Origin of the sequence: Glaciihabitans arcticus, assembly GCF_004310685.1 — a bacterium.
In the GTDB taxonomy this organism is placed as follows: domain Bacteria; phylum Actinomycetota; class Actinomycetes; order Actinomycetales; family Microbacteriaceae; genus Conyzicola; species Conyzicola arctica.
The window spans coordinates 209,347-221,915 of sequence record NZ_SISG01000002.1 but is presented as its reverse complement, the minus strand read 5'-3'; the positions used below and the strand labels follow the sequence as shown (position 1 = coordinate 221,915).

Below are 12,569 nucleotides of genomic sequence, written 5' to 3'. Positions count from 1 at the left end.
AGACACGAATGTCAGATGCAGTAACCGACGGCGGGGCAAGCCCGTTCGAAGACGCCCTCCTCGCCGGCCAGCGCGGGGAAGCCAGTAGCACCGATGTGCTCGGAGCCTTCCTCGACGCCGTGGTCATCGTGCCCAGTGGGCCCGCCTACGACGAAACGAAGGGACCGTTCGAGCCGCTCATCGTCTCCAACGGAACCGACTCGTTTATGGTCGTTTTCAGCACCGTCAAGCAGGTCAGCAAGTTCGGTGCCCCTGCCGGATCCACTCCCTACCTCGCGTCGATGCCTGCCATCGACGTGGTGAAGCGACTGGCGCCCGGTGCGGGCATCGTGGTGAACCCCGGATCCGATGTAGGTTTCGAGATTCTGCCCACACTGCTCGACAGCATTCGCGCAGCTGCCTGATTCCCCGCATCACCGCGACTGTCTGATCGCGAGTCGGTAATCGAGCGGTCACGGTCGGGCGAAGCCACGACGGGTGATCTTCTCGCTGCCTTTCTCGCCGCGACCGTATTCGCCCCGACGTCGGTCGACCCGAGCCTCGGCGCCGGCTCTTTCACGCCGCTCACCGTGACCGTGGGGAACTCGACGGCCCTCCCGGTGTTCACCTCGCTCGACGTTCTCGCCGGTTTCGAGATCGCGCCGCACGTCGTCGCTCGCCTCGCCGAGCACGTCGCGTCGGTGCGCGCCAAGAGACAGTAGCGCTTCTCAGGCGGTGAAAGCCTCGGGATAACGCTCGCGTGTCACAGCCATGCGGGAAGCCGCCCAGCTGGGGTCGGAGAGCACCGCATCCCCGAGATGGAGCCGGTCGAGCAGAGCTTCGACCCGCAATGCCGTTTCGAAGTCTTCCGGAATGAGGGCGAACGCGGGCAGTCCCTGCCAGACAGCGATGTCGATGGTCGTGCCGACCTCGACGTAGACGCGACGTCCGGCGATGACTCCCCAGCCCTGGCTGTTCGGCAGGAGCCCCTCGAGGTTCGAATCGAGGTCGAAGCGAAGGTGGCCCGGTCTGCTCGCGATACCGAGCATTCCGAGAATGCCCGTGGCGTCTCGCTCGTCGTTGTACCGCAACGAGACACGGAACCGGTCGCGGTCGGCCTCGCCCGGTGTGGCCAGATACAGCGTGAAGTACCTGAGCTGGGGCAACCATTCGCGCCAGACGCTGAGGAGCTGCGAGTATTCGAGAGCCGTGGCATCCAGTCGATGGGCATTCATGGTTCCCAGAATACGGCCGCCTGCTCGGTAGTCTGGCCCTCGTGACGATCTTCGAGAGCTCCGATGCCTGACGGCCCCAACGACACGTCAGTGCCGCCGATGATCCGACAGGGTCAGCTCGTCGAGCAGATTGCCGGCGAGATCCTCGCGTCGGTGGAACAGCCCTTTTCCGTTCTCAGCTATAACGCGACCTACTTCGTGGGCTATGGCGAGTCCGAGATCCAGCTCACGCATCCCGATGGTTCCGAAGAACGACTCTTCCCGCCGCGCACCGTCTCGCGGTGGGCCCGGGAGCTGCGAGGCGTGATGTACACGACGACCGCCGGTACCTGGTTCTCCATGACCCTGGCGATCGCCAAGTCGGGGGCGGCGTCTGCGCGATTCAATTTTACCGAACAGCCCCCGGTCGACGGCAACATCGACCCGCTCGTCTATGTTGACGACCTAGAGAAGTATCCGCGGCCCGACTCGGCGATCCCGTCCTGGCTCCGCGCACATCTGGATCGGTCAGACGATTCTGCGCCGTCGCGTTAGGGTCGCAGGATGACCGAGTTCGAACGGCAGGCCTGGCGACGTGGAGATGCCGTACCGGCGTGGGTCACCTGGGGCCTCCGCGAGCCGGAAGAGTACATCGTGACGGTCAACGTGGACGGCAGGGAGTGGACGGCGACCGCCCGCGACGTGTTCTCCGCCCTGGTCGAGGTGCGCAACCAGCTCGACGCGCAGGGGATCCTGCTCGGTGTGGAAGGGTCGCGCCTGCAGAGCTATCCGAGCGGGATGATGCGCGACATGGGCGCCGGTCTCTCCGTGCTGCGGCTCGAGATGGGGCGCCCGAGTCGTCGAGAGGACTTTCGCGACATTTTCGCCGAGGCGCCGCTCGACGAACTCGCGACAGTGGCCGACCAGAAACAGTTCTTCGACGGCTGGCTGAACTCCCTGGGCAGGGCGACCCTCGCCCGGGTGGTCGAGCCCGCGGGCTACGAGATCAGCGGTGGAATCGGCACCTGATACTCGATCGTGAGCGCGGGCGGCGACATGCGCTACTCGCTCAGCAGGGCCTCGAGCCAGTGGCAGTTGTTCAGCCAGGAGCGCGCCGAGGCCGAAGTGTTCGAGGCCGGAATCCCGAATCAGATCGATGTGAGGCGCCTTTTGCTACTGCATTTCGGACTCAGCATTCGCACCCAGCGCGGCATGCCGCCGGTATGGATCGAGAGCGACTCGGTCGCGCCGGGCTTCACGATCGACGCGGACGGCGATCGGGAGCGGCTTATGCGCGGCTCGGTGCTTGTCGCCGAGTTCCCGCGAGATCGTTCGTCGCGCGCGACCCGCTTCTCGTGGATCGCCGATGCGGACCCCGACGAACTGCTGGCGTCTTACCAGCACACCGGCGGTAAGCCACTGCTGTCGAAGTGGGTGCAACCGCCCGCCCCGCAGCTCACCTGTTCCGAGTGTCGCGCCTATTTTCACGCCGAGCGCAAGGCGGAGGTGCCGCCGAAACTCCTCGAGATCCCCGGTGCGTTCCTCCACCGCTGCCGTATCTGCGGCACCTACTGGATCGACTCGCAGGGCAAGGTCGCGAAAGCGGTGACGCCCGAGGAGGCGCTGCGCGTGTTCCCCGAGCTCGGGGCGGGTCCCCAGTGAACCAGGACATACTCGCGGCCATCGGCGCTCCGGCGGGATTCACGCTGTCGGATCTGAACGACGGCCTCGTGCTGGCGAATCGCGGCGGCGAGGTGCGCTACTACGTTCGTAACTCCAGTGCCGGGTTCGAGGTGACACGGGCGGAACGCAGCGAGGACGAGAGATTCGGGATGGCGACGGCCCATGAGGAGCACGTCCACCGCTATCTGACTATCGAGCTCGGCAGCAGCATTCGATTCGGGCCCGAACTCGCACCCATCTGGCTGCCGCACATGCCTGACGATCTCGCGCCGGGATTCGCCCTCGAGGTCGAGGGCCCACGAGCCACCTTGAGCGCGAACGGTGTCGTTCACGGAACCTTCTCCCACGACCCCCACATGGCGCCGGCGGTCGAGTTCTCGTGGGTCGCGGCCCTGCCGGTCGATGGCCTCCTGCAGTCGTTCCTCGACGAAAAAGGCGAGCCGTTTCTGGCCCGCTGGCTCGTCGAGGCTTGAGTTTCTATAGGCTTTCTCCAGAACCGAAGCGGTTCGGAAATCGGGTGACAGTGAGCGACGACCTTCTCGCCGGGCTGGCTGCCGCCGTCCGAGCGCTTCCGGACGACGTCGCCCTGCGCCTGCACTACGCCGAACAGCTGCTGCTCGCGGGACACCCAACCGACGCGATCGAGCAGTCGACCGTGGTGCTCGACAAACATGCGGGGCATCCGGACGCCACAGCGCTCGTGCAACGCGCGGCAGCATCCCTCGGCGCACCGCCAGCGGCGCCGGCCCCCGCGGCCGCCCCCAACACCGCTCCCGATCTCGACTCCATCGACTGGGACCAGCACGAGCGAGAGATCCAGTCTCCGATCAAGCCGCCGTTCGTGCTGATGGGCGCGGACGAATCCGGCCTCGTGGTGACCGAGAACGACGACGTTGATCCCGAGATGCGGGTGACCAGGGAGACGATGACGCTCGCCGACGTGGGCGGGCTCGAGCCGGTGAAGAAGCGCATCAACGAAGCCTTCCTGGAGCCGATGCGTCATCCCGAGATCGCGAAGGCTTTTGGCAAGTCGCTGCGGGGCGGCCTGCTGTTATACGGCCCTCCCGGCTGCGGCAAGACCTTCGTCGCCCGGGCGATCGCCGGTGAACTGAACGCGCACTTCATCTCGGTGACGATCAGCGACATCCTCGACAAGTTCCTCGGCGAGAGCGAGGCGAACATGCACAACGTGTTCGAGCGCGCCCGCGAACTCGCCCCCGCCGTGTTGTTCTTCGACGAGGTGGACGCGGTGGGCGGCAAGCGATCCTCGTCGATGCAGTCAGGCGGCATGCGCAATGTCGTCAACCAGATGCTGATGGAGATGGACGGCATCGGGTCAGAGAACGACGGACTGTTCGTGCTGGCCGCGACCAACCACCCGTGGGATGTCGACGCCGCACTGCTGCGTCCGGGTCGCTTCGACCGTATGGTGCTGGTGCTACCGCCCGACGAACCGGCGCGCGAGGCGATCCTCAAAGTGCACCTCAAGGGACGGCCGGTCGAGGGCATCGACCTGCGCGAGCTGGTTGCGAAGACCGACGGGTACTCGGGCGCCGACCTGCAGCACGTCTGCTCGACGGCGGGGGAGAAGGCCATGATGGCGTCGATCGCGGCCGGCGAGGTGCGCCCGATCAACATGGACGACCTGCGCTCCGCCCTCGTCGACGTGAAGCCCTCAATTGGCAGCTGGCTTCAGAGCGCGCGCAACGTGGCCGCCTACGGCAACGCGAGCGGCCAGTACGACGACCTCGTCGACTTCCTCAAGTCGAAGAAGCTGCTCTAGCGGTGACCGACGAGAGCACCGAGGTGCAGCGCGCGATCGAACGCAGCGCGGCGCTCATCGGTTTTAATCGCCGCGAGGATGCCCGACGCGAGCTTCTCGCCGCGACGAGTCGCCACCCCGACGCCGACGAGCTGTGGGCGGCGCTCGCGGTGCTCGAGGTGCAGCTCTCGGATTTTGCGGCAGCACGGGTATCCGCGGAGCGCGCCCTCGCCCTCAACCCCGAGTCGGCGCTCGGCTTGCACGCCCTCGCCCCCTCGCTCTTCTACCTGAAGCAGAAGAAGCGCGCCCGAGCGGTCGTCGACGAGCTCGTGTCCCGGTATCCTCAGTGGCCGGCGGCGCACCTGCAGAGCGCGTTCATCTACGCCTGGACCGAGTTCGGTATCGACGATCGCAACCGCGCGAGGCTGAGTGCGCTGCGGGCGATCGAGCTCGCCCCCGAAGACCCCGGCGCCTACGGGGATGCGGTCGACGTGCTCGCAGCCCTGCGCTTCTACGGCGAGGCGAACGTGCTGCTCACCCGAGCGCTCGAGCTGGATCCGACGAACGAGCAGCTGCTGTTGCTGCGCGCGCGATTCGGCGGTTCCGCCGAGAGCGGCGCCGAGGACATCTATCTCGGGATGATCGCCGAGAATCCCCGCCAGAGCCAGGCCGGGCGCGCGCTGCACCAGCTCGTCTGGCACCGCATGACAAGACTGGCCTCGCTGATGCTCGGGATTGCCGCAGCCTTCCTCGTGGTGGCGACCGTGCTCTACTCGTCGCCGCTCGGGAGCACAGCGCTCGGCGTGCCGGCGGTGGGCGTCATCCTCATCTTCGCGATCATCTGGCTGGTCTGGGCGGGATCGTTGGGCAGACAGGTGCCCCGTGGCTACCTGCTCGACGCGCTGCGCGGAGCGGGCGAGGCCTTCGTCGCGCTGCTGCTGGTTCTCGGTGCCGCCATCGCGACGACGCTCGCGGTGATCGCACTTGTGCTGCCGCGACCGGGCGGCGAGGACTACCTCGGGCCGACCCTGCTCAGCGTTGTGACGGCGCTCGCCGTATCCGGCGCGGCGCTCGGGCTCGCCGAGGTCGCGCTGCGCGTGGCCTCCCTGCGCACGGCACTTCGCCATGACCTCTACCCGGATACGCCCGCGGGCAGGCTCGCCGGGGTCTTCGCCACGAAGGGCCGCGGGCAGGGCGTCGTCAGCAGGGCCTTCCTGGCGTTCTTCTACGCGCTCTTCGCGATCGGCGGCGCGTGGCCGCCAGCCCTGCCCGGCCTCGGAGCCGTGCTCGCTGCGCTCCTCGCATCGGTGTTCGCGCGCCTCGCGGTGCGTGCCGCACTGCGTCGATGGAAGGGAGCGCGCGGGTGGTTCGTGCCCGCGGGAGCGCTCGTGATCGTGGCGCTGGCCCTCGCCGTTCTCCAGGTGCAGCAGTGGGCGGCGGTCGTCGCGTAATCAGCGCCAACCATTGACGGGCTCGGCGGCGGCTGCGTATGGTGTTCTCATTCCGGCTTCTTGAATCGATTCAATTCGTCACTGCTGACGCGAATCGAGACACACCCCCCGATTGGATCGACGATGACGTCAACCCCCCTCGCCCGCTCCGCCCGCCTCGTCGCGACGCAGGTAGCTGTGGCCGCACTCGTGCTCGGCCTCGTGAGCCCCGTGGCTGCGGCGCAGGAGAGCATGGTGAGCCCGGCGCTCGCCGCGGTGCAGGCCGACCCCGACCTGAGCATCCCGGGCTGGGATACCGACGCCTTCATCAACCCGACGGCGCAGAAGCCCGCAGTGCTGTGGTTCTGGGATCGTCCGCAGAGCGAGGCGCAGATCGACGCGAAGCTCGAGTCGATCCACGCTGCCGGCTTCACCGAGACCGTGATCTTCCGCTGGTTCGGAAACATCCCCGAGGCGTACTTCTCGCAGGCCTGGTTCGACCGGGTCGAGCACCTGCTCGACAAGTCGCGCGAGCTCGGCCTCAAGGTCTGGCTCGACAATGACGACAAGTTCCCGAGCGGTTCGGCCGGCGGCTTCATCATCAACGGCGGAACAGTAGGCGATAAGACCTACGCACCGCGCCCCGACCTCGCGGTGAAGACACTCGGCTCTGCGGGGAGCGCGACGCGTAGAGGCGGGAGCGCCATCCCGCTCGACGCACTGTTCGGCAGCAGCCTGCAGCTCGAAGACGGCCAGGTGAAGGCCGACAGCCAGAGCGCCCCCGGCATCACCCTGCTTCGGGATGGCGCCGACTGGAGCAATTACACGGTCGCCGCGGATTTCACCATCGTGCGCGCGACAGCTGGGTTCATGGTCCGCTCCGCTGACAAGAACAACGGCTACCTCGTCGACGTGCGCACCGACGGCGGCGTCGACCTGTGGCGCCTGCAGGGCGGCAACTTCTCCCTGCTGCGCCAGGACACACCGCGGGCAGGATTCGACGGCGCGGCCCCCCACACGATCAGCATCGCGCTCGACGGTCCACAGATCGCCGTGACCCTGGATGGGGTCGCCGAGGCTCCCCAGACCGACAACACCTTCGCCACGGGTCGTGTCGGCATGCGCGTCGCCGGCAACCAGGCCTGGCTGCTCGACAGGCTCGTGGTCACCCCGATCCCGACCGGCGCCGCGCTCTACAGCAACGAGTTCACCGACGACTCGGCTGTCACTGATTTCGACCTCGCGACCACCGAGTTGACGAACGTCGTTGCCGTGGCTGCGCGTCCGGTGGGATCCACCGACCCCGCCCAGGTTCTCGACCTCACCCAGACCTACCTCGACGGCGAAGCCTGGAACGCTCCCGCCGGCAACTGGCGCATCGAGGCGTACAAGTACAACGTCCGCGGCGGCGATCGCGCGGAGTATGCCGACACGATGTCGCTCGAAGCCCAGGAGCTCTACAACGAGATCGTCTTCGGCGAGTACTACGACCGCTTCGAGGAGTACTTCGGCACGACCCTCGTCGGGTTCGCCGACGACGAGCCCGAGGTCGCCCGCCACGGCGACGACCTTCCGCCGTGGTCACCCGACCTGCTCGAGCGCTTCGAGGACGCCGGCGTGAACAAGGCCGCGGCCGTCGTCTCCGTGATGAACGACCTCGGAGCAAAGGGTGCGGCACTGCGCTCCGCGTACTACCGCGCGGCAAGTGACCAGTTCGTCGACGCGTACTGGAAGACGAAGTACGAGTGGGCGGAAGAGCACGGCGTGAGCGTCATCACGAACCCCCTCTACGACGAGTACGGCCCCGCCGGACGCCTGCACGAAACCGGCAACCTCATGACCCAGCACCAGTGGGCGCACATCCCGGGCACCGACCTGATCTACGACCACATCGATAACGGCTGGGTGCGCAACCTGCCGCGCGAACCCGCGAGCGTCGCCCATCAGCTCGGCCGTCCGCTCGTCTACGACGAGCTCATGGGGGCTATGGGCTGGGAGACGCCCCTCTCGGAGGTGCGCACGGGAACGGCGATGTCGGCCGTGCGCGGGATCAACAAGGCCCTGTATCACGCGACCTTCGACGCTCCGGCGACGGCTCCGTACCCGCCGACCTTCGACGACAACAACGTGTGGTGGAAGTTCATGCCGCAGGTCAATGAGTGGACCGGCCGCCTGATGGAGTTCGGCCGTCACACCACGAGCGCGCAGACCGCCGTGCTGCAATTGCAGCGCGCGGCGGAGGCCGTGCAGAACGGCGGCAACCAGGGCTCGGTCGACGCCCCGTTCATCGCGGCGCAGCACTCCCTCGAAGACAACCAGGTCGACTTCGACCTGCTCGACGAGGGTGCGCTCTCCGATGACCCGGCAATCCTCGCCCACGCTGTTGTGACCCGGGATGGCCGACTCGAGGTCGGCGAGATGACGTACTCCGCCGTCGTCGTCCCCACCGCCCCCTACCTCTCGCTCGCCGCCGCCGAGACGCTGCTCGAGTTCGCCGAAGCCGGTGGCGAGATCGTGTTCGCCGGGGGCGTGCCCGGGGCGGAGATCGACGGCAAGAACGCCGAGCTCGCTGCGGTCTTCACGCAGATCGCGAGTGCGGGTGGGTCTCGGGTCGTGTCGACTCCTGCCGCATCCAGTGCTGGGATTACGGCACGCGAACTCGGCCAGTCCGCGGTGACTCTGGCCGCGCCGAGCGCCAACGTGCGCGTGCTGCGCTTCGACCAGGGCGGAACGAGCGGGTACCTGCTGCTCAATGAGGGTGCTGCTGCCGTGACCACCGACGTTACCCTCCCGACCCCGGGTGTTCCGGTCGAGTGGGACCCGGAGGCCGGGACCGTCGATGCGTTCACGACCTACTCGATCGGCGACGACGGCACCACGGTGCCGCTCGAGCTGCTGCCCGACGTGCCGGTCGGCATCACCGTCTCGCCGGGACTTGCGGAAGGGCTGCACGCCCTGAGCGCCTCGGGCGCCGGCACGGTCGAGACGATCGAGGTGGATGGCGAGGCCCTGCGCGCCACCGTGCGCAGCACCGCGGCCGGTGTCACCACGGTCAAGGCGACCGACGGCACCGACAGCTACTCGGGATCGGTCATCACCGCGGCACTGCCCGCTACGGTCGCCCTCGGAGGCGACTGGACCATGCAGCTCGGCAACGGTTCCGCGGCGGTCACCCGTCCGCTCGCGAGCTGGACGAACATCGCCCCGAACTACTCGGGTACGGCCACCTACACGCGCTCGGTCACCCTGACGGCGGCGCAGCTCGAGGCGGGCTGGACGCTGGATCTCGGATCGGTCGCCAACGCCGCCGAGGTGACCGTCAACGGCGAGAAGGTCGGTGACCGCATCTGGGCGCCGTACACACTCGACGTGAGCGACGCACTCGAGGTCGGCGTCAACGAGATCTCGATCGTCGTCACCAACACCGACGGCAACTCGCGCGGCTCCGGCCAGGCGTCCGGCCTGCTCGGCCCGGTTTCGCTCGACCCCTTTACGACCAGCTCCGCGAGACTGTCGACGGCGCCGCTCGAGATCACCGCGGCGACCGCAGTGATGCACGAGTCCAGCCAGTTCGCGACAGTGACCGCGACCATCAGCAACCCGAGTGGCGCGGCCGTCACCGGAACGCTCGAGATCTCGGGACCGGCAGGCTGGACGAGCCGGGCGGGAGCCGCGGTGACGGTGCCCGGCGGGGGATCCGCGAGCGTCACGAGCCGCGTGCTGGCCGAGGGCTTTGTACCCAACGGCGCCGTGCCGTTGACCGCGAGGTTCGTCGTTGTGGATGGCGCTGCTGCATCCCGGGCGATCTCGCTCGACGCGTCGTTCCCCTCGCCGCCGACCAGGTTCAGCGACTACGTCGACTTCGGTGATGGCCCGTCGGAGACGGCGCACAACCTGGAGAAGTCGGCCACGAGCGGATCGAACACCGAGGCGGGGCTCACGCGTCGCTACGGTGGCTACCGAGTGCCCGACGCCTGGTACGAGGTCGACCTCGCCGTCACCAAGGACAAGGCGTTCGTGCTGCAGGGCATCGAGACCTACAACGCGGACCCGCAGCAGAAGAGCTACCTGATCTGGGTCGACGGCGTGCTTGTGAAGACGCGCCTCAACGTGCGCGACCTGCGCCAGGAGGGCACGGCCGAGTACCGCGTCACGATCCCGGCGGAGTACGTCACGGCGAACACGGTGACGGTGCGCTTCCAGAGCCGCTCGAACCCGGACTTCGCCGACCCGTCGCTCGCCGACATCTGGGCGATCCCGCTGGCCGATGACACTGTTGCGCCGACCGTGACCGCTACCGTCGAATCGACTCTGCCCGGCCTGAACGGCTGGCTGCGCGGTCCCTCGACCGTGACCCTCACCGCTTCGGATGACCGCCCGGGCGACCTCGCAATCGAGTACAACACCGGCTCCGGCTGGGCGGCCTACACGGCGCCCATCCCCGTGACCGCCGAGGGCTCGACCGCCGTGCAGTACCGGGTTCGGGATGTCGCGGGCAATACGTCCCCGACCGGAACCCGCACCCTGCGCATCGACTCCGTGCTCCCGTCGAGCTGGGCCTGGCTCTCCTCGGCCGGACGGGTGACCTCCGTCACCCAGGACGGCCGCTCCGGCCCGACGGTCGGCGATTACTCGCTCGACGGCACCACCTGGGTACGCGGGCTCGGAGCCCTCGTCGCGATCGAGAAGAAGCCCCGCGAGGTCTGGTTCCGGGCGACTGACGCCGCCGGCAACACGGCAGCGGTGCTGCACCTCGAACGCGAGAAGCTGCCACCCACGCTGCAGATCGCGGCGGGGCAGGCCATCCTGATCGAGGCGAGCGGGTTCATCCCGGGCAAGGTGGTTCGGGTGGAGCTGCACTCGAAGCCGACGGTGCTCGGGAGCGCGCGGGCGTCGTCCGCCGGTGTGGTCACGCTCGCTGGCGCGGTTCCGGCCGGCTTCCCGCCCGGAGCGCACTCGCTCGTGCTCGTCGCCCCTGCCGCGGTGGTGATCCCGGCGGAGCTCGTGACGACGGGAGTCGACCTGCCGTGGCTGCCGATCGGGCTGGCTGCGCTGCTGCTCGCCGGGGGAGCGTTCCTGCTCATTCGCCGACCGCGTCGTTCTCGGGTGTCGCAGCTCGAGCTCGAGTGATAGCTTTCCCGCATGGCTGACACCGCATCCCCCGACAACATGACCGACGACGAGAAGCGTCACGACGAACTCACTACGGCGCCCAAGGCGTCCGAGTCCGACGCGGCGCCCCGCATCGAGGTCACCGAGTCGGGGGATGGGGTGAAGCGCATCGACATCGCCGACACGGCGGCGGTGCGACCCGGCAACCCTGACAAGCAGAACGGCTGAGTCGGCCTATAGCCACCCGCGGCGCTTGAAGACGCGCCAGAGAATGAAGCCGCTCACGAACATCGCGGCGAGAGCGAGCGGATAGCCGAGGGGCCAGTCGAGCTCGGGCATGTAGGTGAAGTTCATGCCATAGATGGTTCCGATGAGCGCCGGGGCGAACAGGATGGCCGCCCACGAGGAGATCTTCTTGACCTCCTCGTTCTGGGCGAGAGCCGTCTCAGACAGCTTTCGGGTCTCCTCGTTCTGGGCGAGGCTCGCCTCCGAGAGGCTCCGCATCTCGTCGTTCTGCTGCTGGGTGACGAGTGTCGAGTGCACGGTGAGTGCGTTCTCCAGCAGGAATCTGAAGGAGGCTGCTCTCTCGATGACGGGGATCGCGTGGTCGAGCACATCCCGAAGCGATCGCTGCAGTTCGAGGTCGACGTGATACTTGTCGGCGCCGGCCTGCAGTGCTTCGAGCATGGCGCGGATGGGTGCCGTCGCACGCTGGAACGAGATGACCTCGCGCAGAAGCTGGAAGATGCGCTGCGACACGTGCGGGTCGCTGCCGAACAGCTGGTCCTGGATCTCGTCGATGTCGTTCTCGAGACCCGCCACCACCGGGGCGTACCCGTCGACGACCTCGTCGAGGATGGCGTACAGCACGGCTTCGGGTCCGAGGCAGAGCAACTCGGGACTCGCCTCCAGCCGACGGCGCACCGAGGCGAGGTTCGGGTTCTCGGCATGACGCACGGTCACCACAAAGCCCGGCCCGATGAAGATGTGCACCTCCCCGAATTCGACCACCTCTTCGGTGTCGATGTAGCGGGCGGGTCGCAGCACCACGAAGAGGGTGTCGCCGTAGCGCTCGATCTTGGCGCGCTGGTGCCCGGTGAGCGCGTCCTCGACAGCGAGCGGGTGCAGGCTGAACTCTTTCGCGACCGACTGCAACTCGCTGGCGTCGGGTCGGTAGAGGCCAATCCACGCCATGCCGTCGCGCTGGCGCAGCAGTTCGTAGGTCTCGTCGAGGGTGGCGGGATTACCCGTGCGGTGTCCCTTGACGTAAATGCCGTTGTCTACGAGTGCCATTGTTCTCCGTGCTCTCCGCCGTTGCGATTCCGGGCAGAATACTGCCACCAGGTGGACGGCTGGGAAACGGGTTACGGAAGCCCGATCAGTAGTGTG

At 67.6% G+C, this 12,569-nt stretch carries 12 protein-coding genes; 10 read left to right on the top strand and 2 right to left on the bottom strand.

The window, feature by feature from the left end:
* Positions 1 to 8 precede the first annotated feature (8 nt).
* A complete protein-coding gene (locus EYE40_RS15225; RefSeq protein WP_130983119.1) occupies positions 9 to 404 on the top strand; it encodes an SseB family protein in 396 nt (131 codons plus the stop codon).
* Positions 405 to 422: 18 nt separating this feature from the next.
* Positions 423 to 701 (top strand): SseB family protein, encoded by a 279-nt coding sequence (locus EYE40_RS15220; RefSeq protein WP_130983118.1) that lies wholly within the window; start codon positions 423 to 425, stop codon positions 699 to 701.
* A gap of 6 nt (positions 702 to 707) precedes the next feature.
* Here EYE40_RS15220 and EYE40_RS15215 read toward each other — a convergent pair whose 3' ends face one another.
* Positions 708 to 1,214, bottom strand: coding sequence for a hypothetical protein (locus EYE40_RS15215; RefSeq protein WP_130983117.1), 507 nt, complete (start codon positions 1,212 to 1,214; stop codon positions 708 to 710).
* Between the two features lie 63 nt (positions 1,215 to 1,277).
* On the opposite strand from EYE40_RS15215, the gene EYE40_RS15210 reads away from it, so the two are divergent.
* From EYE40_RS15210 to EYE40_RS15175, 8 genes are all read left to right on the top strand, one after another.
* The gene (locus EYE40_RS15210; RefSeq protein ID WP_130983116.1) at positions 1,278 to 1,748 is read left to right on the top strand and encodes a hypothetical protein; all 471 of its coding nucleotides are present in this window, start codon (positions 1,278 to 1,280) and stop codon (positions 1,746 to 1,748) included.
* 9 nt (positions 1,749 to 1,757) lie between these two features.
* Positions 1,758 to 2,222 carry a hypothetical protein gene (locus tag EYE40_RS15205; protein ID WP_130983115.1) on the top strand — a complete coding sequence of 155 codons (465 nt, stop codon included), beginning with the start codon at positions 1,758 to 1,760 and terminating at the stop codon, positions 2,220 to 2,222.
* A 9-nt stretch (positions 2,223 to 2,231) separates the two neighbouring features.
* Positions 2,232 to 2,855: a hypothetical protein gene (locus EYE40_RS15200; RefSeq protein ID WP_130983114.1), complete on the top strand. Its 624-nt coding sequence runs from the start codon at positions 2,232 to 2,234 to the stop codon at positions 2,853 to 2,855.
* Positions 2,852 to 3,349 carry an Imm61 family immunity protein gene (locus tag EYE40_RS15195; RefSeq protein ID WP_161972419.1) on the top strand — a complete coding sequence of 166 codons (498 nt, stop codon included), beginning with the start codon at positions 2,852 to 2,854 and terminating at the stop codon, positions 3,347 to 3,349. The genes EYE40_RS15200 and EYE40_RS15195 overlap by 4 nt, the downstream gene beginning before the upstream one ends.
* 50 nt (positions 3,350 to 3,399) lie before the next feature.
* Complete coding sequence (locus EYE40_RS15190; protein WP_130983112.1) at positions 3,400 to 4,659, top strand: AAA family ATPase; 1,260 nt, start codon at positions 3,400 to 3,402, stop codon at positions 4,657 to 4,659.
* Between the two features lie 2 nt (positions 4,660 to 4,661).
* Entirely contained in the window at positions 4,662 to 6,089 is a 1,428-nt protein-coding gene (locus tag EYE40_RS15185) for a tetratricopeptide repeat protein (protein ID WP_130983111.1), read from the top strand.
* 123 nt (positions 6,090 to 6,212) lie between these two features.
* Positions 6,213 to 11,198 (top strand): OmpL47-type beta-barrel domain-containing protein, encoded by a 4,986-nt coding sequence (locus EYE40_RS15180; protein ID WP_130983110.1) that lies wholly within the window; start codon positions 6,213 to 6,215, stop codon positions 11,196 to 11,198.
* A 12-nt stretch (positions 11,199 to 11,210) separates the two neighbouring features.
* Entirely contained in the window at positions 11,211 to 11,408 is a 198-nt protein-coding gene (locus EYE40_RS15175; protein WP_130983109.1) for a hypothetical protein, read from the top strand.
* A 6-nt stretch (positions 11,409 to 11,414) separates the two neighbouring features.
* Here the strand turns inward: EYE40_RS15175 and EYE40_RS15170 are convergent, their stop codons facing one another.
* The gene (locus EYE40_RS15170; RefSeq protein WP_130983108.1) at positions 11,415 to 12,473 is read right to left on the bottom strand and encodes a magnesium and cobalt transport protein CorA; all 1,059 of its coding nucleotides are present in this window, start codon (positions 12,471 to 12,473) and stop codon (positions 11,415 to 11,417) included.
* Between the last annotated feature and the right edge of the window lie 96 nt (positions 12,474 to 12,569).

Excerpts from the sequence above, each read along its gene's own strand:
- EYE40_RS15180 (WP_130983110.1), top strand. The coding sequence starts at position 6,213 with ATGACGTCAACCCCCCTCGCCCGCTCCGCCCGCCTCGTCGCGACGCAG.
- EYE40_RS15175 (WP_130983109.1), top strand. The coding sequence starts at position 11,211 with ATGGCTGACACCGCATCCCCCGACAACATGACCGACGACGAGAAGCGT.
- EYE40_RS15210 (WP_130983116.1), top strand. The coding sequence starts at position 1,278 with ATGCCTGACGGCCCCAACGACACGTCAGTGCCGCCGATGATCCGACAG.
- EYE40_RS15205 (WP_130983115.1), top strand. The coding sequence starts at position 1,758 with ATGACCGAGTTCGAACGGCAGGCCTGGCGACGTGGAGATGCCGTACCG.
- EYE40_RS15170 (WP_130983108.1), bottom strand. The coding sequence starts at position 12,473 with ATGGCACTCGTAGACAACGGCATTTACGTCAAGGGACACCGCACGGGT.
- EYE40_RS15215 (WP_130983117.1), bottom strand. The coding sequence starts at position 1,214 with ATGAATGCCCATCGACTGGATGCCACGGCTCTCGAATACTCGCAGCTC.
- EYE40_RS15225 (WP_130983119.1), top strand. The coding sequence starts at position 9 with ATGTCAGATGCAGTAACCGACGGCGGGGCAAGCCCGTTCGAAGACGCC.